A 24,418-nucleotide genomic window follows, 5' to 3' on the forward strand; every position below is an offset into this window, starting at 1 on the left:
GTCAGCCTCCAGACCCCGCGCGATTGGCGCGGATGAGCAGCCAGAGCAGTACCGGCGCACCGAGGGCGCCGGTGACGATCCCGACCGGCAGTTCCGTCCCGGGGATCGCCTCGCGCGCGACGAGGTCGGAACCGAGGACGACGAACGCACCGGCGAGACCGGAGACCAGCGGCGGCGGCGCCGACGTGCCCGCCAGCCGCTGGGCGATCTGCGGGCAGGCCAGTGCCACGAAGGCCACCGGCCCCGCGGCCGCCGTACCGAAGGCGACCAGCCCCACCCCCGTCAGCAGCAGCGCCAGCCGCACCGCCCGGACGGGCGTACCGAGCCCGGTGGCCACGTCGTCGCCGAGCTGGAGCGTGCGCATCCAGCGGCCCATGCCGAGGGTGACGGGCAGCAGCACGGCCAGGGCGACGGCGAGGGCGTCCACCTGTTCCCAGGTACGGCCGTTGAGGTTGCCGACCAGCCAGCCGACGGCCTGCTGCGCCTCGAACCGGTCGCCGCGCGCCACCAGGAAGTCGGTGGCGCTGGTGCACATCCAGGACACGCCGATGCCGACGAGGACGATCCGGTACCCGGTGGCCCCGCCCTTCCAGGCCAGCGCGTACACCAGCAGCGCGGTCGCGAGCGCGCCGAGCAGCCCGAGCGTCGACAGGCCGAGGCCGCCGGTCCGGCCGAGGACGAGGGCGGCGACGACGGCCGTACCGGCGCCCTGGGTCAGCCCGATCATGTCGGGGCTGGCGAGCGGATTGCGGGTCATCGTCTGGAACACGGCCCCCGAGACGCCGAACGCGACCCCGACCAGGAGCCCGGTCAGGGCCCGGGGCAGCCGCAGATCCCGCATGACGGTGACGGTGGCGGCGTCGCCCGCCCCGCCCAGCGCCTTGACGACGTCGGGGAACGCGACCGGATAGTCACCGATCGTCAGACCCCAGCAGAACAGCAGGAAGGCACCGGCCGCCAGGAGCGCCCCGGTGAGCACCAGCCGCGGCCGCAGCACCCCGGACACGGGCGGCACGGCCAGCCGGAAGGGCCGGCCGCGCAGTGGCGACGGCGCGGGCACGCGGCGAGCCGGTACGGGTGGGGACTGTGCGGGCACGCTCACACCTCCGCGAGCTTACGGCGGCGGACCAGGGCGACGAAGAACGGGCCGCCGAGGAAGGCGACCAGCACGCCTGCCTGGATCTCGGTGGGCCGGGCCACCACGCGGCCCAGGATGTCGGCGGCCAGCAGCAGTACCGGTGCGAGCGCCGCGGACAGCGGCAGCAGCCAGCGGTGATCGGGGCCGAGCCCCGCGTACTGCGCCAGGATGCGGGCGATGTGCGGCACGACCAGGCCGAGGAAGACCACGGGCCCGATGACGGCGACCGAGGCACCGGTCAGCAGCATGATCGCGGTGACCCCCTGGAGCCGTACGAGACCGAGCCGTCGGCCGAGCGAGGCGGCCACGTCGTCGCCGAGCGCGAGACTGTTGAGCGCGGGCGCGCAGGACAGCGCGAGGACGGCGCCGACCGCCAGGAAGGGCAGAATGCGCAGCAGGTCCCCGGAGTCCTGGTCGGCCAGGCTGCCGGCGGACCAGTAGCGGTAACGGTCCAGCGCGTCCTGGTCGGTGAGGACGACGGCGCTGGTCAGCGACGACAGCATCGCGGTGACGGCGACCCCGGCGAGCGCCAGCTTCACCGGTGTGGCACCGGACCGGCCGAGCCGCCCCAGGAAGAAGACCAGCACACTGGCGGCCATCGCCCCGGCGAACGCGAACCACACGTACCCGTACAGCGATCCGACCCCGAACACGCCCACCGCCAGGACGATCGCGAACGAGGCCCCGGCGCTCACTCCGAGGATCCCGGGGTCGGCGAGCGGATTGCGGGTCAACGCCTGCATCAGTGCCCCGGAGAGGCCGAGCGCGGCGCCGGTCGTCAGTCCGAGCAGCGTACGGGGGACGCGCACCGACCACACGATGTTGTCGACGAGACGGCTCGGCGGACGGCCGAGGACCGAGCGGACGACCTGGTCGGGCGGCACGTTCAACGCGCCCAGCGCGACGGAGAGCAGGGACAGGACGAGGAGGGACGCGACGACGGAGGTCACCAGCACCGTGGTGCGGAGTTTTCTGCGTGAAGCCACGTGCCGGTCTCCCTGTCGTCGTCCGGGTGCCGGACGGTCCCTCAGCAGGTTAGGTGAGGATAACCTCAGAATCCATGCCGCCCTCGAAGCCCGTGGTCGCGGGCGGTTCCGCGACGCCGGTCCACGCGGTCCGTCCCGAAGTCGGGCTATCAAGTAAGGCAATGCTTACCTTACTATGCGAGCGGTCGCGGCTCCGCTGAGCCGTTCCACACCGCGATGGGGAGGCACGGGCCGCTGTGTCGGGCAACAAGGGTTTCGGGAACAAGGGTTCCGGCAACGAAGGTTTCTCTGCGTCCGCTTCGGACTCCGGGAACACCCCGGGTGCCGCGGAGCCCGTCTCCGCCGCACCGGCGAAGACGGCGGACTTCTGGCGGCGCGCCTTCGCCGCACCGGCCCCCGAGCCGGTACTGCCGCTGGACTTCCCCCACCCGGCCCGGCCGGCCGGGCCCGCCCCGTACGCCCGGCGCGTGACGCCGCTGGACCTCACGGCGGACGCGGACACCCGACTCGCCGCCTTCGTCGCCCTGTTGCACCGCTACGGCGGCGCCGCCACCACCGACCTCACGGTCGCGCACGACGGACTCCCGCTGCGCCTCACGGTCGACGGCGACACCCCGTTCACCGAACTGAGCGCCCAGGTCGCCGCCGTCCGCGCCGAGGCCGAGGCCCACCGCCTGCCCACCGCCGAGCTGCTGCGGCTGCTCGCCCCCGAACCCGCCCGCGGCGGCGGCCAGCTGTGCACCACCGGCTTCGGCGCCGCCCCCTGGGACGGCGGCGGCCCACTGGACCTGGCGCTCTCCGTGGCCGACGGCGAACTCCGCGCCGACTACCGTGGCGACCTCTTCGAGGAGGCCACCGCCGACCGCGTCCTGTTCCACTACCGCACGCTCCTCGCCGACGCGCTCGCCCGCCCGGCCACCCCGCTCGCCGACCTCGCCCTCCTCGACAGCGGCGAACGGCACCGCCTCCTCACCGAGTGGAACGACACCGCGCACGACGTCCCCGCACACACCTGGCCGCGCATGTTCGCCGACCAGGTCGCCGCCCGCCCCGACGAGACCGCCCTGATCCATGAGGACGTCCGGCTCACCTACGCCGAACTCGACGCCCGCGCCGCCCGGCTGGCGCACGCCCTGGTGGCCCGGGGCGCCGGCCCCGAGAAGATCGTCGCCCTGGCCGTACCCCGCTCCGCCGACATGATCGTCGCCGAGGTCGCCGTCCTGAAGGCGGGCGCCGCCTATCTGCCCGTCGACACCGACTACCCGGCCGACCGCATCGCCCACATGCTCGCCGACGCGCGGCCTGTCTGCCTGGTCACCACCGAAGAGATCGCCCCCGGCCTCCCCGCCCTCCCCGACGGCACCGACCCGCTCGTCCTGGACGCCCCCGGGACGGTGGCCGAACTCGCCGGACACCCTGCCCAGGACCCTTCCACGGCCGATGAGTTGACCGTCGCCCACGCCGCCTACGTCATCTACACCTCCGGCTCCACCGGCCGCCCCAAGGGTGTGGTCCTCTCCCACGCGGGCGTCGCCAAGCTGGTCGCCACCCAGGTCGAGCGGTTCGGCATCGGCCCGCACAGCCGTGTCCTCCAGTTCGCCTCGCCCAGCTTCGACGTGGCGTTCTGGGACCTGTGCCTCGGCCTGCTCTCCGGGGGCCGCCTCGTCGTCGTCCCGGCCGACCGCCGCGTGCCCGGCGCCCCGCTCGCCGAGTACGCCCGCGCCCACGGCGTCACCTTCATGATCCTGCCGCCCGCGCTGCTCGCCGCGATGCCCGAGGACGTCGAACTCCCGCCCACCGCGACCCTGTTGGCGGGCACCGAACGGGTCTCGCCGGAGCTGGTCGGGCGGTACGCGCGCGGCCGGGCCATGTTCAACGCCTACGGCCCCACCGAGGCCACCACCAACTCCACCCTCGGCCTGTGCGACCCCGACACCCCGCCCGGCACGATCGTCCCCATCGGCGTCCCCGACCCCGGAACCCGCGCCTACGTCCTCGACGACCGCCTGCGCCCCGTCCCCGCCGGGGTCACCGGCGAGCTGTACCTCGGCGGCGCCGGACTGGCCCGCGGCTACCTCGGCCGCCCCGCCCTCACCGCCGAACGCTTCGTCGCCGACCCCTTCGGCGCCCCCGGGGAGCGTCTGTACCGCACCGGCGACCTGGTCCGCTGGAAGGCCGACGGGCGGCTGGAGTTCCACGGCCGCGTCGACAGCCAGGTCAAGATCCGCGGCTTCCGCATCGAACCCGGCGAGATCGAGTCCGTGCTGCGCGCCCATCCGGCCGTCCACCAGGCAGCCGTCGTCGTCCGCGAGGACCGCCCCGGCACCCGCCGCCTCGCCGCCTACGTCGTACCGTCCCTCGACGGCGGCGACACGGGGGGAGACGGGGACGGCGAGGCCGCACCGACGCCCGAGGAGAGCGTCGCCGACTGGAAGGACCTGCACGAACTGCTCTACTCGGCCGCCGGTTCCGACGGTTTCGAGGAGAACTTCGCGGGCTGGAACAGCATGTACGACGGGCTGCCCCTCCCGCTCGCGGACATGCGGGAGTGGCGCGAGGCCACCCTCGGCCGCATCCGCGCCCTGAAGCCCCGCCGCGTCCTGGAGATCGGCGTCGGCAGCGGCCTGCTGCTCTCCCGGCTCGCCCCCGACTGCGAGACGTACCTGGGCACCGACCTCTCCGAGGAGGCCGTACGCGCACTGGAGACCCAGGTCGCCGCCGTGCCCGCACTCGCCGGCAAGGTCACCCTGCTGGCCCGCCCCGCGCACGACCTCACCGGGCTCCCCGAGGGCCACTTCGACACCGTCGTGATCAACTCGGTCGTCCAGTACTTCCCCGGCGCCGACTACCTGACCACCGTCCTGCGCGCCGCCACCGCGCTGCTGGCGCCCGGCGGCGCCCTCTTCGTGGGCGACGTGCGCAATCTGCGGCTGCTGCGCACCCTGAGCGCGGCCATCGAGACCGGGCGGGCGCGGGAGCGCGCGGAGGACACCGGCAAGGAGGCGCTGCGGGCCGCCGTGGACCGCGCCGTCGCCTGGGAGGGCGAACTCCTCGTCGACCCCGACTACTTCGCCGCACTCGACGGCCTCAGCGCCGACATCCGCGTCAAGCGCGGCACGCACCACAACGAGCTCACCCGGTACCGGTACGACGTCGTCCTGCGGCCCGCCGAGAACCGTACGTCCACCGACGTGCCCGAGCGGCCGTGGTCCGCCCTCGGCTCGGTGCCCGCGCTCGGCGAACTGCTCGCCGCCCGCCCCGGCCGCCTCCGCGTCACCGGCATCCCCAACGCCCGCCTCGCCGACGACCTCGCCGCACTCGACGCCCTCGGCGACAGCAGCAGGTCCGCCACCGCATCCCGCGGCGTGGACCCCGAGTCCCTGCACGAGGCCGCCGCCCGGCACGGCCACCACGCCGTGCTCACCTGGAGCGGCGACGCCGAGGACGGCAGCCTGGACGCCGAGTTCGCCCCCGCCGACGAGCCGCTGCCGCCCGCCCCGTACCGGCCCGGCGGCCACCACCCGCACACCAACCGCCCGGCGCCCTTCCGCAACGTCACCGCGCTGATGGCGGCCCTGCGCACGCACACGGCCGCCCGACTGCCCGACTACATGGTCCCCTCCGCCTTCGTCCCGCTCGACCGGCTCCCGGTCACCCCCAGCGGCAAACTGGACGCCGCCGCCCTGCCGGTACCCGACCACGCGCCCACCGGCACCGGGCGGGCCCCGGAGACCGCACGCGAACGACTGCTGTGCGAGCTGTACGCACGCGTCCTCGACGTGCCCTCGGCCGGCGTCGACGACGACTTCTTCGCACTCGGCGGCGACAGCATCGTCGCCGTGCGGCTCCTCGTCCTGGCCCGCCGCGCCGGACTCGAACTCACCCCGCGGGACGTCTTCCGCCACCGCACCGTCGCCGAACTGGCCGCCGTCGCCCGCACGAGCCGGACGGACGGCACCGACGAACTCCCCTGGGAACCCCCGACACCGGCCGAACTCGCCGCGCTCCAGGGCGAGGACCCCCTCACCGTCGAGGAGGCGCTGCCGCTCGGCCCGCTCCAGGAGGGCTTCTTCTTCCACGCCCTGGTGGACGGCGCCGCACACGACGCCTATGTGGTCCAGCAGGTCATCGACCTCACCGGACCCGTCGACGGCGACCTGCTGCACACCGCCGCGCAGCGGCTCCTCGACCGGCACGCCCCGCTGCGCGCCGGCTTCCGCCGGACCCGCGAAGGCCGCCCCGTCCAGCTCATCGCCACCGGACTCCGGCTGCCCTGGCGCGAGATCGACCTGACCGCGCAGGACGACACCGTCCGCGACGCCCTCGCCGAAGCCGTGGCCGCCGACGAACGCGCCCACCGCTTCGACCTCGCCCACCCGCCGCTGCTGCGCTGCGCGCTGATCCGGCTCGACGGCGCGCGCTGCCGTCTGGTGCTCACCTTCCACCACATCGTCGCCGACGGCTGGTCGCTGCCGGTCCTGCACCGCGAACTCCTCGCCCTGTACGGTCAGGACCCGGCCCCGCTGCCCGAGGTCGCCCCCTACCGCGCCTATCTGCGCCGTATCGCGGGAGCCGACCGCGACGCCGCCCGCACCGCCTGGCGCACCGCGCTGGCCGGCGTGGAGGAGCCCACCCGGCTGGTGGACACCCCGGCGGTCCCCGGACCGGTCGAACCCGCCCAGGTCCGCCTGGAGCTGTCCGAACGGACCACCGCCCGGCTCGCCGCCCGCGCCCGGGAGCGCGGTGTCACCCTCGGCACCCTTGTCCAGGGCGCCTGGGGACTGCTGCTCGGCAGGCTCACCGGGCGCCAGGACGTGCTCTTCGGCACGAGTGTCGCGGGCCGGGACGCCGCCGTGGACGGCATCGAGTCGATGATCGGCCTGTTCATCAACACCCTGCCCACCCGTCTGCGCTGGACGCCCGCCGACACCTTCGGCGCGCTGCTGGACCGGCTCCAGGAGGAGCAGAGCGCCCTCCTCGACCACCAGCACCTCGGCCTCGCCGAGATCCAGCGGGCGGCGGGACACGCCGGCTCCGGTGAACTCTTCGACACCCTCGTGGTGTTCGAGAACTACCCGGCCAACACCACCGGCGTCACCGACCCCACCGGCACGATCACCCTGGCCGGGCACGCCTTCAACGACGCCGTGCACTACCCCCTGGCGCTGATCGTCAAGCCCGGCCGACGGCTCGACCTCCGCCTCAAGCACCACACCCAGCGCCTGGACACCGACGCCGTACGGCTGCTCGCCGACCGGCTGGCACTCGTCCTCGACGCCCTCGCCGGCGACCCGGCCGCCCGCGTCGCCGACCTCGACCTCCTCACCCCGGCCGAGCGGTCCGGCGCCCACCCTGCGGGGGAGACCCGCCCCGTCCCGCCCACCACACTGGCCGCCGCGTTCACCGCGCAGGCCGCCCGCACGCCCGACGCCACCGCCGTGGTCTTCGAGGGCACCACCCTCACCTACGCCGCACTCGACGCCCGCGCCGAGACGCTGGCCGTACGGCTGCGGAACAGGGGAGTGGGCCGGGAGCGGTTCGTCGCCGTGGCCGTGCCGCGCTCGGCGGAGCTGATGGTGGCGCTGCTCGGCGTCCTGAAGGCGGGCGCCGCCTATCTCCCCCTCGACCTCGACTATCCGGCCGACCGGCTCGCGTACATGCTCACCGACTCCGGCGCGACCACCGTCGTCACCACGGAACAGGACGCGGCCCGGCTGCCGTCGGCCGGGGGACTCGACGTACTGACCGTGGACGGAGACGACGCGGAGAGCGCCCCGAGCGATCACCCGGACCAGGACCCCGCCCGCCCCGACGACCCCGCCTACCTCATCTACACCTCCGGCTCCACCGGCCGCCCCAAGGGCGTCGTCGTCACCCACCGGGCCATCGGCAACCGGCTCGCCTGGATGCAGGGCGCGTACGGGCTCACCCCCGACGACCGGGTGCTGCAAAAGACGCCCTCCAGCTTCGACGTGAGCGTCTGGGAGTTCTTCTGGGCGCTGCGCGAGGGCGCCGCCGTCGTCCTCGCCGCCCCCGACGGCCACCGCGACCCCGCCTACCTGGCCCGCCTGATCGCGGCCGAGCACGTGACGACGACGCACTTCGTGCCGTCGATGCTGGCTGCGTTCCTGGCGACCGACGAGGTCACCGCCGACCCCGCGTGGGCCGGCTCGCTGCGCCGCGTCTTCAGCAGCGGCGAGGCACTGCCGGGCGCCGCCGCCCGCCGCTGGCGGGAGCTGACCGGCGTGCCCCTGCACAACCTGTACGGCCCCACCGAGGCCGCCGTCGACGTCACCCACCACGCCTACGACGGCGCCGCCGACACCACCGTGCCCCTCGGCCGGCCCGTGTGGAACACCGGGCTGCGCGTGCTCGACGCCTGTCTGCGCCCCGTCCCCGACGGGGTCCCCGGCGAGCTGTACCTCACCGGCGTCCAGCTCGCCCGCGGCTACCACCGGCGGCCCGCGCTCACCGCCGAACGGTTCGTCGCCGACCCCTGCGCGGCCACGCCCGGCGCCCGCATGTACCGCACCGGCGACCTGGTGCGCCGCCGCCCCGACGGCACGCTCGACTACCTCGGCCGCACCGACCGGCAGGTCAAACTGCGCGGCAACCGCGTCGAACTCGGCGAGATCGAGGCCGCCTTGACCGCCCACCCGGCCATCGCGCGCGGGGCGGTCCTGGTCACCGGGGAGCGCCTGGTGGCCTACGCGGTCCCCGCCTCCGGTGCCGCCGTCGACCCCGGCGAACTGCGCGCCGCCCTCGCCGGGGCGCTGCCCGCGCCCCTGGTCCCGGAGGCGTACGTCGTCCTCGACGACCTCCCGCTCACCCCCAGCGGCAAGCTCGACCAGGCCGCGCTGCCCGCCCCGGAGGCCGGGCGCGCCGCCCGGCGGGAGCCGGAAGGACCGGTGGAGCGGCAGCTGACCGGCATCTTCGCGGCCGTCCTCGGTATCGAGGACGTCGGCCCGGACGACGACTTCTTCCGGCTCGGCGGCGACAGCATCAGCTCCATCGGCGTCGCCGGCCGCGCCCGCGCGGCCGGTCTCGACCTCAGCCCCCGGGACGTCTTCACCCACCGCACCCCCGCCGCGCTGGCCGCCGTCGCCGTACCGGCCATTGCCGGTGACGGCGGCCACTCCGCCTTCACCCTCACCGACGCCCAGCACGCCCACGTCCGGGCGCTCGCCGCCCCGGCGACGGTCGCCGACGTCTGGCCGCTCGCGCCCCTCCAGGAAGGGCTGTTCTTCCACTCCGCGTACGACGAGGGCGCCCTGGACGTCTACACCGTCCACGAGACGTTCGACTTCGCCGAGCGGATCGACACCGCCCGGCTGCGCGCCGCCGTCCGCACCCTCCTCGCCCGCAACCCGGGCCTGCGCGCCGGCTTCACCAGCGAGGGCCTGGACCGGCCGGTGCAGTTCCTCGTCGCCGACCCGGAGATCCCCCTCGAAGAGGCCGACCTGTCCGGTCTCCCGCCTGCCGAACAGGACGCGCGGCTGCGCGAGATGACCGACGCCGAGCGCCACCGCCGGTTCGACCTCGCCGCGCCCCCGCTGTTCCGGCTGCTCCTGCTGCGCCTCGGCGCGGAACGCGGCGACCGGCTGATCATCGGCCGGCACCTCATCCTCTGGGACGGCTGGTCGGCCTGGCTGCTGCTCGACGAGCTGTTCGCGCTCTACGAGACCGGCGGCGACGCCACCGCCCTGCCCACGCCCGGCAGTTACCGCGACTACCTCACCTGGCTGGAACGGCAGGACGACGCGGCGGCCACCGCCGCCTGGCGCACCGCGCTGGCCGGCCTGGAGGAGCCCACCCTCCTGGCCCCGGCCGCCCCCGACGGCCTCGAACCCGTCGTCCCCGACCAGCTCGACGCGCTCCTGTCCACCGAACTCGGCGACCGGCTGCGGGCGTTGGGACGCGCACACGGGCTCACCCTCAACACCGTCCTCAACGCGGCCTGGGGCCTCACCCTCGCCTCCGCCACCGGCCGCACCGACGTCGTCTTCGGCACCACGGTCGCCGGCCGGCCCAGCGAGGTCCCGGGCGTCGACGGCATCATCGGTCTGTTCCTCAACACCGTGCCGACCCGGATCGCCCTCGACCCCGCCGAGACCGCCCTCGGCCTGCTCCGCCGCATCCAGGGCGAACGCCTGGACCTGATGCCGTACGAGCACCTCAGCCTCGGCGTCCTCCAGGCCGAGACCGGGCACCGCAGACTCTTCGACACCCTCTTCGTGCTGCGCAACAACGACACCGAGGAGCGGCTGGAGCGGCTGCGCACCCGGCACGGCGCCACCGCCGTCGCCAACGTGGACGCCACCCACTACCCGGCCAACCTCGTCGTCACCCCCGGCCGCCGGATCACCGTCACCCTCGCCCACCGTCCCGACCTCGTCCCCGCCGACCGCGCGCAGGCCCTCCTGGACCGCTTCACCCTGCTCCTGGACCGCCTCACCGCCGCCCCGGACGCCCCCGTCGGCTCCCTGAACCCCCTGCTGCCCGCCGAGCACGCCGCACTGCGCGAGGAATGGGCCGCGAGCCGGGTCCCCGACCCCGAGGAGACCATCGCCGACCTGCTGGCCGCGCAGGCCGCCCGTACGCCCGACGCGCGCGCCCTCGTCTTCGGCGCCCGCACCCTGACGTACGCCGAACTCGACGCAGCCGTCAACCGCACCGCCCGGCTGCTCATCGCGCGGGGCGCGGGCCCGGAGCGGATCGTCGCCCTCGGCCTGCCGCGCTCCCTGGAGACGGTCGTCGCCCTGTTCGCGGTGCTGCGCACCGGCGCCGCCTACCTCCCGCTGGAACTGGACCACCCGGCCGACCGGCTCTCCGCCATGCTGGCCGACGCCCGCCCGCTCCTGCTGCTCACCACCACCGCCGTCTCCGCCACGCTGGACGGCGACATGGACCGGGTCCTGCTCGACGACCCCGCCGTGCGGGCCGAACTGGCCGCACTGCCGGACACCCCCGTCCACCGACGGTTCAGCCTCGAACACCCCGCCTACGTCATCTACACCTCGGGCTCCACCGGCCGCCCCAAGGGCGTCGTCACCCCCTACCGGGGGCTGACCAACATGCGGCTCAACCACCAGAAGGAGATCTTCGCCCCCGCCGTCGCCTCGGCGGGCGGACGCCGGCTGCGCATCGCGCACACCGTGTCCTTCGCCTTCGACATGTCGTGGGAGGAACTGCTCTGGCTGGTCGAGGGCCACGAAGTGCACGTCTGTGACGAGGAGTTGCGCCGCGACGCCGAAGCCCTCGTCGCCCACTGCGAACGCCACCGCATCGACGTCGTCAACGTCACCCCCACCTACGCCCGGCTGCTGTTCGAACAGGGGCTGCTCGAAGGGCATGTCCCGCCGCTGGTGCTGCTCGGCGGCGAAGCCGTCCCCGAGGCGGTGTGGACGGCGCTGCGCGACACCGAGGGCACCTACGGCTACAACCTGTACGGACCCACCGAGTACACCATCAACACCCTCGGCGGCGGCACCCGCGACAGCGACACCCCCACCGTGGGCCGCCCCGTCCGCGGCACCCGCGCCCACCTCCTCGACGCCTGGCTGCGCCCGGTGCCCGACGGCGTGCCCGGCGAGCTGTACATCGCCGGAACGGGCCTCGCGCGCGGCTATCTGGACCGTCCGGGACTGACCGCCGAACGGTTCGTCGCCGACCCGTTCGGACGGCCCGGGGAGCGCATGTACCGCACCGGCGACCTGGTCCGCCGGGGCCCCGACGGCAATCTGGACTTCCTCGGCCGCACCGACGACCAGGTGAAGATCCGCGGCTACCGCGTCGAGCCCGGCGAGATCGAGAGCGCGCTCGGCCGCCACCCGCTGGTCTCCCAGGCCGCCGTCGTGGTGCGCGACGAACGCCTCGTCGGCTATGTCGTGCCCGCCGAGGCCGGTTCCGCCGAGCGGTCGGCCGCCGAGGCCGCGCAGGTGGGGGAGTGGCAGGAGGTCTACTCCGACGAGTACGAGGAGATCCCCACCGCCGTGTTCACCGAGCGCTACGACGGCTGGGACAGCTCCTACGACGGCCGGCCCCTCCCCTTCGAGGAGATGCACGAGTGGCGTGAGGCCACCCTCGCCCGCATCCGCTCGCTCCGTCCCCGCCGCGTCCTGGAGATCGGCGTCGGCTCCGGACTGCTCCTGTCCGGGCTGGCCCCGCAGGCGGAGGAGTACTGGGCGACCGACTTCGCCGCCCCCGTCCTCCGCAAGATCGGCGAGGAACTGCGCGCGCGGGACCCGGAGCTGGCCGCCAGGGTCGAGCTGCGCTGCCGGCCGGCCGACGACCTGTCCGGGCTGCCCGTCGGCCACTTCGACACGATCGTCCTCAACTCCGTCGTCCAGTACTTCCCCAGCGTCGACTACCTCACCGCCGTCCTGCACGGCGCCATGGAGCTGCTGGCACCGGGCGGCGCCCTCTATGTCGGTGACGTGCGCAACCTGCGGCTCGCCCGCACCTTCCACACTGAGATCCAGCGCGCCCGGGGCACGGCGGACGAGGACCTGGAGCGGGCGGTGGAGCGGGCCCTGCGGCTGGAGAAGGAACTCCTCGTCGACCCCGACTACTTCACCACCCTCGGCTACGGCGTCGATCTGCGCACCAAGCGCGGACGCCACCACAACGAGCTGACCCGCCACCGCTACGACGTCGTCCTGCACGCCGCCGCACCGGACCTCACGCTCGCGGACGTTCCGGCCGTGCCCTGGTCCACCGCACAGGGCATCGGCCGTCTGGCGAGCGGCGACCTGTCCGCCGTCGGGACCCTGCACGAGTTCCTGCACGGCGAACGGCGCACGCCGGGGCCCGAGGCACCCTCCGGAACCCTGCGTGTGACCGGCATCCCCGACGGACGGACCGACGAGGACGGCGTCGACCCGGAGGACCTGCACGCCCTCGCCGCCCGGGCCGGGCTCCGGGTGCTGACCACCTGGGCGCCGGAGACCGGGACGTACGACGCCGTGTTCCTCCCCGCTTCCGAGGACGAACCGCGCCTGACCGGCGGGCTGTTCCGCCCCGGCGGCGGCACGTCCCCGTACGCCAACGACCCCACCGCCGCCCGCGAGGCGAGCGCGCTGGTGCGGCGGCTGCGCGAGGACCTGGGCCGTGAGCTGCCCGCGTACATGGTCCCGGCCGCCTTCGTCACCGTCGACGGCCTGCCCATGAACGCCAACGGCAAGCTCGACCTGCGCGCCCTGCCCGACGCCGAGCCCGTCGTCGCCCTCGGCGGCGGACGCGGCCCGCGCACCCCGCGCGAGGAAGTGCTGTGCCGGCTGTTCGCCGAGGTGCTGGGCCTGCCCGAGGCCGGCGCCGAGGACAACTTCTTCGACCTGGGCGGACACTCGCTGCTCGCCACCCGGCTGGTCAGTCGCGCCCGTACCGAACTGGGCGCCGAACTCGCCATCCGTGACCTCTTCGAGGCCCCCACCCCGGCCCGCCTCGCCGTCCGCGCCGAAGGGGCGGACACGGCCCGGCCGCCCGTCACCGCCGTCACCGACCGCCCCGCCCGCATCCCGCTCTCCCCGGCCCAGCGCCGGCTGCTGCTGGTCGAGGGCATCACCGGCAGCGGTGTCGCCTACAACTTCCCGCTCGTCTTCCGGCTGCGCGGAGACCTGGACACCGAGGCCCTCACCCACGCGCTGCGGGACGTGGCCGGCCGCCACGAGGCCCTGCGCACGGTGTTCCCCACGTACGACGACGGCGAGCCGTACCAGCGGATCGTCCCCGCCGAGGAGGCACATCCGGCCCTCACCGTCACCGACGCCACCGAGGAACGGCTTGCCGGGCTGATCGAGGCCGCCCAGCGCCGCCCCTTCGACCTCGCCGCCGAACTTCCCCTGCGCGGCGAGGTGTTCAGGATCGGGGCCGACGACCACGTGGTGGCCGTCGTACTGCACCACATCACCACCGACGAGTGGTCCGACCGGCCCTTCCTCGCCGACCTGAACACCGCCTACGCGGCCCGCCGGGCGGGCGGCGCTCCCGACTGGGCGCCGCTGCCGGTGCAGTACGCCGACCACACCCTCTGGCAGCGGCAGTTGCTCGCCACCGAGGGGGACGCCCAGCTCGCCCACTGGACCGAGGCCCTGCGCGGCCTTCCCGAGGAACTGCCCCTCCCCGCCGACCGGCCCCGTCCCGCCGCGCCCACCGGACGCGGCGGCAAGGTGCGGCTGGAGGTCCCCGCCGCCACCGGCAGTGCCCTGCGCGACCTCGCGGCCGCCACCGGCACCAGCATGTTCATGCTCTTCCAGGCGGCCACCGCCGCCCTGCTCAACCGGCTCGGCGCGGGCGAGGACATCCCCCTGGGCGCCCCCATCGCGGGCCGCACGGACGAGGCACTGGGCGAGCTGGTCGGCTTCTTCGTCAACACGCTCGTGCTGCGCGCCGACCTGTCCGGCGAGGAGCTGACCTTCCGGGAACTCCTCGGCCGGGTCCGCGAGTCGTCCCTGTCCGCCTTCGCGCACCAGGATCTGCCCTTCGACAGCGTGGTGGAGGCCCTGAACCCGCCCCGGGTGGCCGGGCGCAACCCGCTCTTCCAGGTCATGCTCGGTTACCACCACCGGCCCGACGGCGACCCGGACGTGCTCGGGCTGTCCACCGAATGGTTCGACATGGACACCGGGCAGGCCAAGTTCGACCTGCACTTCACCTACGTCGACGAGTCCGACCGCGTGGTGCTGCTGCTGGAGTACGCGACCGACCTGTTCGACCACGCCACGGCCGAGGGCCTGGCCGCCCGTGCGCTCGTGCTCCTGGAACAGGTCGCGGCCGACGCGGACGTGCTCGTCGGCGACCTCGACGTGCTGGGCGACGACGAGCGGGCCCGCGTCCTGACCGACTGGAACGCCACCGCCCACCCGGTCCCGGCCGTCACCCTGCCCGAGCTGTTCCGCGCCCAGGCGGCCTGCACCCCCGACGCCACCGCGCTCGTCTTCGAAGGGGAGCGGCTGACCTACGCCGAACTCGACGCCCGCGTCGAGCACACCGCGCGCGTCCTGGCGGGCCTGGGCGCCGGACCCGAGCGGACCGTCGCCGTCGCCCTGCCGCGCTCGGTCGACCTCGTCGTGGCGCTCCTGGCCACGCACCGCGCCGGCGCCGCGTATCTGCCGCTGGACCCCGACTACCCGGAGGAACGGCTCGCGCTGATGGTCGAGGACGCCCGCCCGGTGCACGTCGTCCGCGACGGCCTGCCCACCGGGGCGGAGGGCGAACTGCCCGCCTCCTACGACCCCCGCCACCCCGCCTACGTCCTCTACACCTCCGGCTCCACCGGCCGGCCCAAGGGTGTCGTCGTCCCGCACGCCGGCATCGCCAACCGGCTGCTGTGGATGCAGGACACCTACCGGCTCACCGCCGAGGACCGCGTGCTCCAGAAGACGCCGTCCAGCTTCGACGTGTCGGTGTGGGAGTTCTTCTGGCCGCTGATCACCGGCGCGGCCCTGGTGCTCGCCCGGCCCGGCGGCCACCGCGATCCGGCCTACCTGGCCGGACTGATCCGCGAACAGGGCGTCACCACCGTCCACTTCGTGCCCTCGATGCTGCGGCTCTATCTGGAGGAGCCCACCGCCGCCGGCCGCACCACACTGCGCCGGGTGCTGTGCAGTGGCGAGGCCCTGCCCGCCGATCTGGCCCGCCGCTTCCACGGGACGCTGGACGCCGAACTCCACAACCTCTACGGCCCCACCGAGGCGTCCGTCGACGTGACGGCCGCCGCGATCGCGCCCGGCGCCACCCGCGTCCCGATCGGCGGCCCGGTCTGGAACACCCGGCTGTACGTCCTCGATGCCCGGCTGCGCCCCGTGCCCGTCGGCGTCCCCGGCGAGCTGTACCTGGCGGGCGCGCAGCTGGCGCGCGGCTACCTGGACCGGCCGGGACTGACGGCCGAGCGGTTCGTCGCCGACCCGTACGCGACCGGGCCGGGGGAGCGCATGTACCGCACCGGCGACCTCGCCCGCTGGACGGCGGACGGCACGGTCGAGTACCTGGGCCGCACCGACGACCAGGTGAAGGTGCGCGGCTTCCGCGTGGAGCCCGGCGAGATCGAGGCCGTGCTCACCGCCCACCCGGCCGTCGCGCAGGCCACGGTCACCGTCCGCGCACAGGCACTGATCGCGTATGTCGTCCCGGCCCCGGACCGGCTCGTGGACGCCACGGCACTGCGGGCCCACGCCGCCGCCGTGCTCCCCGCCCACATGGTCCCCGCCGCGTACGTCCCGCTGGACGCCCTGCCGCTGACCCCGAACGGCAAGCTCGACCGCAGGGCGCTGCCCGACCCCGCGTTCACCGGCACCGGGGGCACCCGGCCGCGCACCCCCCGCGAGGAGGTGCTCGCCGCCCTCTTCGCCGACGTCCTGGGTCTCGAACGGGTGGGCGTCGACGACGACTTCTTCGCCCTCGGCGGTCACTCGCTGCTCGCCATGCGGCTGGCCGGCCGGGTGCGCACCGCGCTGGGCGCGGAGCTGACGGTCCGGTCGGTCTTCGAGGCGTCGACGGTCGCACGGCTCGCCGCCCGGCTCGACGCGGGCCGCGTGCCCGGCCGCCCCGCCCTCGGCACCGGCCGCCCGCGCCCCGAGCGGCTGCCCCTGTCCCCGGCCCAGCACCGGCTGTGGCTGCTGCACCAGGTGGAAGGGGCGAGCGCGGCGTACCACCTCCCGGCCGCGTGGCGGCTCACCGGCGACCTCGACCGGGCCGCGCTTGAAGCCGCCCTGAACGACGTCGTCGCCCGGCACGCACCGCTGCGTACCGTGTTCCCGGCGGCGGACGGGGTGCCGTACCAGCACGTCCTGGACCCGGCCGAGGCCCGCGTCCCCCTGAGCACCCCACCCGGCACGGACCTCGCCGCGGAGACCGCCCGCCCCTTCGACCTCGCGCGTGAACTCCCGCTGCGGGCGGCCCTGTTCGAGACGGACGTGCCGCGGGAGCACGTCCTCCTGCTCGTCCTGCACCACATCGCCACCGACGAATGGTCCGACCGGCCGCTGCTCGCCGACCTCTCCGCCGCCTACGCGGCCCGCACGGCCGGCCGCGCCCCCGAGTGGGCGCCGCTGCCCGCCGACTACGCCGACTACACCCTCTGGCAGCACGAGGTGCTGGAGGAGACCGGTGACGCGCTGCTGGCCCACTGGACCGACGCCCTCGCCGGCCTCCCGGCCGAACTGGACCTGCCCACCGACCGGCCGCGCCCCGCCGAGTCGAGCGGGCGCGGCGGCACCGTCGGCTTCACCGTCCCGCCCCGCCTGGAGGGCGCCCTGCGCGCCCTCGCCCGCGACCACGGCGTCAGCATGTTCATGGTCGCCCAGGCCGCCGTGGCCGCCCTGCTGCACCGGCTCGGCGCCGGCGAGGACATCCCCCTCGGCGCCCCCGTCTCCGGACGCGGCGACGAGGCCCTGGAGGACCTGGTCGGCTTCTTCGTCAACTCCCTCGTACTGCGCACCGATCTGTCCGGCGACCCCACCTTCGCCGAACTGCTCGCCCGCGTCCGGGACACCGACCTGGCCGCCTACGAGCACCAGGAGCTGCCCTTCGAGCGGCTGGTGGAGGCGCTGGGCCCCGAACGCTCCCTGGCCCGGCACCCGTTGTTCCAGGTGATGGTCGTCCACCTCGCCGGACCGGGCGAGGAGCCCACCCTGCCGGGGCTCACCGCCCGCCGCGAGACCGTGGGGCAGGACACCGCCAAGTTCGACCTCGGCTTCGACTTCGTCGAGCAGGGCACGGGCGCCGGCATCCAGGGGTGGATCGAGTACAGCGCCGACCTCTTCGACCGCCCGACCGTCGAGGCACTCGCCGCGCGGCTGGAAGCGCTGCTGGAACAGGTCGCCGCCGATCCCGGACGCCGTGTCGGCACCCTCGACGTGCTGCGCGACGACGAACGCGCCCGGGTCCTCACCGAGTTCAACGACACGAGCCGTGCCGTGTCCGCGTCCACCCTGCCCGAACTGTTCCGCGCCCAGGCCGGGCGCACCCCCACCGCCACGGCCGTCGTCTTCGAGGACACCTCGCTCACCTACGCCGAACTCGACCTGCGCGTCGAGCGGCTGGCCCACGCACTGGCCGCGCGCGGCGCCCGGGCGGAGGCCACCGCCGCCGTCGCCCTGCCGCGCTCGCTCGCCCTCGTGGTGACCCTGCTCGCCGTACACCGCGCGGGCGCCGCGTACCTGCCGCTCGACACCGGCCACCCGGCCGAGCGACTGCGCCACACGCTCACCGACGCCGCCCCGGTCGTCGTGGTCGCCACCGAGGACGTCACCCTCCCCGACACCGGCGTGCCCCGCCTCACGGTCGACGCCGACGGGACCCCCGACGACACCGCGCACGCCCCGCTGCCCGCCTCCTACGACCCGCGCCATCCCGCCTACGTCCTCTACACCTCCGGCTCCACCGGCCGGCCCAAGGGTGTCGTCGTCCCGCACGCCGGCATCGTCAACCGGCTGCTGTGGATGCAGGACACCTACCGGCTCACCGCCGGGGACCGGGTGCTCCAGAAGACGCCGGCCGGGTTCGACGTGTCGGTGTGGGAGTTCTTCTGGCCGCTGATCAGCGGCGCCACCCTGGTCGTCGCCCGGCCCGAGGGCCACCAGGACCCGGCGTACCTCGCCGGCCTGATCCGGCGCCGGCACATCACCACGGCCCACTTCGTGCCGTCGATGCTCCGTGCCTTCCTCGACGAACTCGACGAACTCGACGAACCCGACGGAGCCGGAGCCGCCGCCGGCATCCCGCTGCGCCAGGTGATGTGCAGCGGCGAGGCGCTGCCCGCCCCACTCGCCGCCCGCTTCCACCGGGTCCTGCCCGGCGTCCGGCTGCACAACCTGTACGGCCCCACGGAGGCGTCCGTCGACGTCACCGCCCACGAGGTGCCCGCCGACCCGGCCACCGTGCCGATCGGCCGCCCGGTGTGGAACACCCGCACCTACGTCCTCGACGGCGCCCTGAGCCCGGTACCGCCCGGTGTGACCGGCGAACTGTATCTGGCGGGCGCGCAGTTGGCGCGCGGCTACCTGAACCGTCCCGGGCTGACCGCCGAACGGTTCGTCGCCGATCCGTACGCGACCGCGCCCGGCGCGCGCATGTACCGCACCGGCGACCTCGCCCGCTGGACGGTCGACGGCGAGCTGGAGTACCTCGGCCGCGTCGACGACCAGGTCAAGCTGCGCGGCTTCCGCATCGAGCCCGGCGAGATCGAGACCGCGCTCGCCACCCACCCGGACGTCGCCCACGCCACCGTCGTCCTGCGCGAGGAACGCCTCGTCGCGTACGTGGTCCCGGCCGGGCCCGAAGCGGACCCCGCCGCGCTGCGCGCCCACACCGCCCGCTCGCTGCCCGGCCACATGGTCCCGGCCGCCGTCCTCCTCCTCGACGCCCTCCCGCTCACCCCCAACGGCAAGCTCGACCGCCGGGCCCTGCCCGCGCCCGACTTCGCCGCCGAAGTGGGCGACGACCGGGCCCGCACCCCGCTGGAGGAGACCGTGTGCACCCTCGTCGCCGAGGTGCTGGGCCTCGAACGGGTCGGCGTCCAGGACGACTTCTTCTCCCTCGGCGGGGACAGCATCGTCGCCATGCAGCTGGTCGCCCGGGCCCGCGCCGCCGGGCTCGCGTTCAGCCCGCGCGACGTGTTCCGCCACAAGTCGCCCGCCGGGCTCGCCACCGTGACCACCGAGGCCACCGACGGGCGCCGGGACGACACCGTGCTGCTCGACCTCACCGACGCCGAGCGCGCCGAACTCGCCGCCCTGCCCGCCGGCACCGACGTCCTGCCCGTCTCCCCGCTCCAGGCCGGACTGCTCTTCCATGCCGCCCTCGACTCCGGCGAGGAGGGGCCGGACGTCTACACCGTCCAGGTCTCCTACGACCTCGACGGGCCCCTCGACCCCGACCGGCTGCGCGCCGCCGCGCAGGCCGTGCTCGACGCGCACGAGAACCTGCGCGGCGGCTTCCGGCACCTGTCCTCCGGGCGCCCCGTCGCCGTCGTCCCGCGCACGGCCGTGCTGCCCTGGCGGCAGCTCGACCTCACCGACCGGCCGCAGGACTGGACGCCGCTCCTGGCACAGGAGCGCCGCCGCTTCGACCCGCGACGGCCGCCCCTGCTGCGGCTGCTGCTGGCCCGCACCGGCCCCGACCGGCACCGGCTCGTCCTCTCCCACCAGCATCTGCTCCTCGACGGCTGGTCGCTGCCGCTGCTCACCGCCGAGCTGTGGGCCCGCTACAAGGGCCGCACCCCGGCCGCGCCCGCCCCCTACCGGGAGCACCTGCGGCTGCTCGCCGCCCAGGACCCGGCCCGCTCCACCGCAGCCTGGACCGAGGCCCTGGCCCAGCTGGCGGAGCCCACCCGGCTCGCGCCCGCCGACCCCGACCGTGCCGCCGCCGTCCCCGACACCCACACCGTGGAACTGGACACCGCGCGCACGGCGGAACTGGAGGCGTTCGCACGGGCCCGGGGCGTCACCGTCAACACCCTCGTGCAGGCCGCCTGGGGCATCCTGCTGGGCCGGCTCACCGGCCGCGACGACGTGGTGTTCGGTGCCACCGTCGCCGGACGCTCACCCGAACTGCCCGGCTCCGAGACGATGATCGGCCTGTTCATCAACACCGTGCCGGTACGGGTGCGGATCCGCCCGCAGGAGAGCACCGGTGCCCTCCTGGACCGGCTCCAGGACGAGCAGTCCCGGCTCATGGCCCACCAGCACCTCGGCCTCGCCGACATCCAGCGCGCCGCCGGGCTCGGCGAACTCTTCGACACGCTCGTGGTGTTCGAGTCCTACCCCGTCGCCGAGCCGGTGGCGGACGGCAGCGGTCCGCGCGTCACGGTCCTGGACCACGCGGACTCCACCCACTACCCGCTGGCCTGGGCCGTCGAGCCCGCCGAACGGCTGCGGCTGACCGCCGAGTTCCGCCCCGACCTGTTCGACCGGGCCACCGTACGGCGGCTCACCGACGCCCTGGCCCGGCTGCTCACCGCCCTGGCCGCCGACCCCGCCCGGCCCGTCGGCTGGCTCGACCTGCTCGGCACCGAGGACCGGCACACCGTCCTGGAGACGTGGAACGACACCGCCCTCCCGGCCGCCGGACGCCCCGGCACCGTACCGGCGCTGTTCGCCGCCCAGGCCGCCGCCACCCCCGACGCCCTCGCCGTCACCGACGGCACCACCACCCTCACCTTCGCCCAACTCGACGCCCGCGCCGAGCGGTGGGCGCGGGTCCTGGCCGGGCACGGAGCCGGGCCCGAGCGGATCGTCGCCCTCGCCCTGCCGCGCACCGCCGACCACATCACCGCGATCCTCGCCGTGATGAGGGCGGGCGCCGCCTATCTGCCCCTCGACCCCGACCTGCCCCCCTCCCGCCTCACCGCCATGCTCGACGACGCCCGCCCCGTACTGATCCTGGCCACACGGACCACGGCCGCCGCCCTGCCCGACACCACCGGCGTCCCCGTCCTGCGTCTGGACGCCCCGACGGACGGCCTGCCCGACGCGGAGCCGACGCCGCCCCGTCCCGACCACCCCGCCTACGTCATCCACACCTCCGGTTCCACCGGCCGCCCCAAGGGCGTCGTCGTCACCCAGCGCGGCCTCGCCAACCTCTTCCACAGCCACCGGCACGACCTGTACGACCTCGCCAAGGCACGCACCGGGCGCCGGCACCTGCGGGTCGCGCACGCCTGGTCGTTCTCCTTCGACGCCTCCTGGCAGCCGCAGCTCTGGCTGCTCGACGGACACGCCCTGCACCTCGTGGACGACGAGACCCGCCGCGACCCGGAACTGCTGGCCTCCTTCCTCCGCGACCGGGCGATCGACTTCATCGAGGTCACCCCGTCCCTGCTCGCCCAGCTCGCGGACAGCGGACTGATCGGCCCCGACGGGCACTGCCCGCTCGCGGTGGTCGGCTTCGGCGGGGAGGCCGTGCCCGAATCGCTGTGGACCCGGCTGGCCGGGGTCCGGGGTCTGGAGGCGGTCAACCTGTACGGGCCCACCGAGGCCACCGTGGACGCGCTCGTCGGACGGGTCCGCGACAGCGCCCGCCCGGTCGTCGGCCGCGCCGTGCACCACGGCCGGGCCTACGTCCTGGACACCGCCCTGCGCCCGGTCCCGCCCGGCGTCACCGGCGAGCTGTACCTGTCCGGACCTGGCCTGGCCCGCGGCTACCTCGGCCGCCCGGACCTCACCGCCGAGCGCTTCGTCGCCGATCCGTACGGCGCCCCCGGGAAGCGCATGTACCGCACCGGCGACCTCGCCCGCTGGACCGAGGACGGGTTCCTGGAGTTCGCCGGGCGCACCGACGACCAGGTCAAGGTGCGCGGCTACCGCGTCGAACTCGCCGAGATCGAGGCCGCGCTGGACACCCACCCGGCCGTCACGCAGAGCGTGGTCGTCGCCCGCGAGCACCGGCCGGGGACACGGCAGCTCGTCGCCTACGCGGTCGCCCCGGACGCGAACACGGACGCGGCCGCCCTGCGCGCCCACTGCGCCGCCGCGCTGCCCGACTACATGGTCCCGGCGGCCGTCGTCGTCCTCGACCGGCTGCCGCTGCTGCCCAACGGCAAGCTGGACCGGGCCGCCCTGCCCGCCCCCGACTTCACCGCGGCGGGCGGTGGCCGGGCACCGGAGAACGACACCGAGCGCGCGCTGCGCGACCTGTTCGCCGACACCCTCGGGCTGCCCGCCGAGGCCGTCGGCACGGACGACGACTTCTTCGCCTTCGGCGGCGACAGCATCATCGCCATGCAGCTCGTCGCCCGGGCCCGCGCCGGTGGCCTGCGGATCACCCCCCGCCAGGTCTTCCGGCAGCGCACCGTCGCCGCCCTCGCGGCCGTCGCCGTCCCGCTGGACGCCGCCGAGCGGCACGCCGTGCACGACGACGGCACCGGAACCGTCCCGCTCACCCCGATCATGCGGTCCCTGCTGGAGCGCGGCGGCCCGTTCGCCGCGTACCACCAGGCCGCCCTGCTCCGCACCCCGGCCGGCCTCACCGAACCCGGACTGCTGGCCGTGCTCGGCGCGCTCGCCGCGCGGCACGACATGCTCCGCGCCCGCCTCGTCCGCGAGAAGGGAGCGGAGGCGGTGCTGCGGATCCCGGCCGCCACCGAAACCGACGTCCGCGCCTGGCTCGCCCGGGCCGACGTGCGCGGCGCGGACGAGGCCGCCCTGCGCGCGGCGATCTCCCGGCACGCCGGGGCCGCCCGGGCCGGGCTCGACCCCGACGCGGGCGCGATGGTGCGGGCGGTGTGGTTCGACGCCGGGCCCGACCGCCCCGGACGGCTGCTGCTCCTCGTCCACCACCTGGTGATCGACGGCGTGTCCTGGCGGGTGCTGCTGCCCGACCTGGCCACCGCCTGGGCGGCCGTCCGGGACGGCCGCGGCCCCGAACTCGCCCCGGTGGAGGTGTCGTTCGCCCGCTGGTCGCGGCTGCTCGGCGCCCGTGCCACCGATCCGGCCGTCGAGGACGAACTCCCGTGGTGGACCTCCGCACTCGCCGAGGGTGCCGGACTGCCGCTCGCCCGCCCCCTGGACCCGGCCCGGGACACCGTCGCCACCACCCGGTACCTCTCCCTGACGCTGCCCGCCGAGGTCACCGGGCCGCTGCTGAGCCGGGTCCCGGCCGCCTTCGGCGCGAGCGTCAACGACGTCCTGCTCACCGCGTTCGCGCTCGCCGTCGGGGACTGGCGGGCGCGCCTCGGGGGCGCGGACCGGCCGGAGGGTGGGCCGGTCCTGGTCGACCTGGAGGGCCACGGCCGCGAGGAGGAAATCGCGGGCGCCGACCTCTCCCGAACCGTCGGCTGGTTCACCAGCGTCGTCCCGGTACGGCTCGACCCGGGCACCGCCGACCCGTCGGACGCCCTCGCGGGCGGCCCCGCCCTGGACGACGCCGTGGCCCGGATCCGGGCACATCTCACCGCGCTGCCCGCGGCGGGCATCGGCCATGGCCTGCTGCGCCGGCTCAACCCGGAGACCGGCCCGCGCCTCGCCCAACTGGGCGAGCCGCAGATCGAGTTCAACTACATGGGCCGCTTCGACCGCCCCGAGGCCGCCGACTGGTCCTACGCCGCCGAGGAGGACGCGGCCGACCTCGACGCCGACCCGGACATGCCGCTGTCCCACGCCCTGACCCTCAACGCCCTCACCGAGGACCGCCCCGAGGGACCGCACCTCACCGCCCACTGGGCCTACGCCGCCGGACTCCTCACCGAGGACGAGGTCCAGGACTTGGGCCTGACCTGGTTCCGGGCGCTGCGGGCGGTGGTGCGGCGCGCGCAGACCCTCTCCTGACCACCCGTACCCGCCTGACCACGACCACCCGT

At 75.1% G+C, this 24,418-nt stretch carries 3 protein-coding genes; 1 reads left to right on the forward strand and 2 read right to left on the reverse strand.

Annotated elements, in window-relative coordinates:
- Position 1: 1 nt before the first annotated feature.
- Both IO29_RS01465 and IO29_RS01470 read right to left on the reverse strand, forming a co-directional pair.
- Entirely contained in the window at positions 2–1,102 is a 1,101-nt protein-coding gene (locus IO29_RS01465) for a FecCD family ABC transporter permease (protein WP_030377161.1), read from the reverse strand.
- Entirely contained in the window at positions 1,099–2,094 is a 996-nt protein-coding gene (locus tag IO29_RS01470) for a FecCD family ABC transporter permease (RefSeq protein WP_030377162.1), read from the reverse strand. The genes IO29_RS01465 and IO29_RS01470 overlap by 4 nt, the downstream gene beginning before the upstream one ends.
- Before the next feature lie 437 nt (positions 2,095–2,531).
- Between IO29_RS01470 and IO29_RS01475 the strand changes: the two genes are divergently transcribed.
- Complete coding sequence (locus IO29_RS01475; RefSeq protein ID WP_051707174.1) at positions 2,532–24,386, forward strand: non-ribosomal peptide synthase/polyketide synthase; 21,855 nt, start codon at positions 2,532–2,534, stop codon at positions 24,384–24,386.
- Positions 24,387–24,418 lie beyond the last annotated feature (32 nt).

It is taken from the genome of Streptomyces sp. NRRL F-6676, assembly GCF_000725625.1.
Taxonomy (GTDB): Bacteria; Actinomycetota; Actinomycetes; order Streptomycetales; family Streptomycetaceae; genus Streptomyces.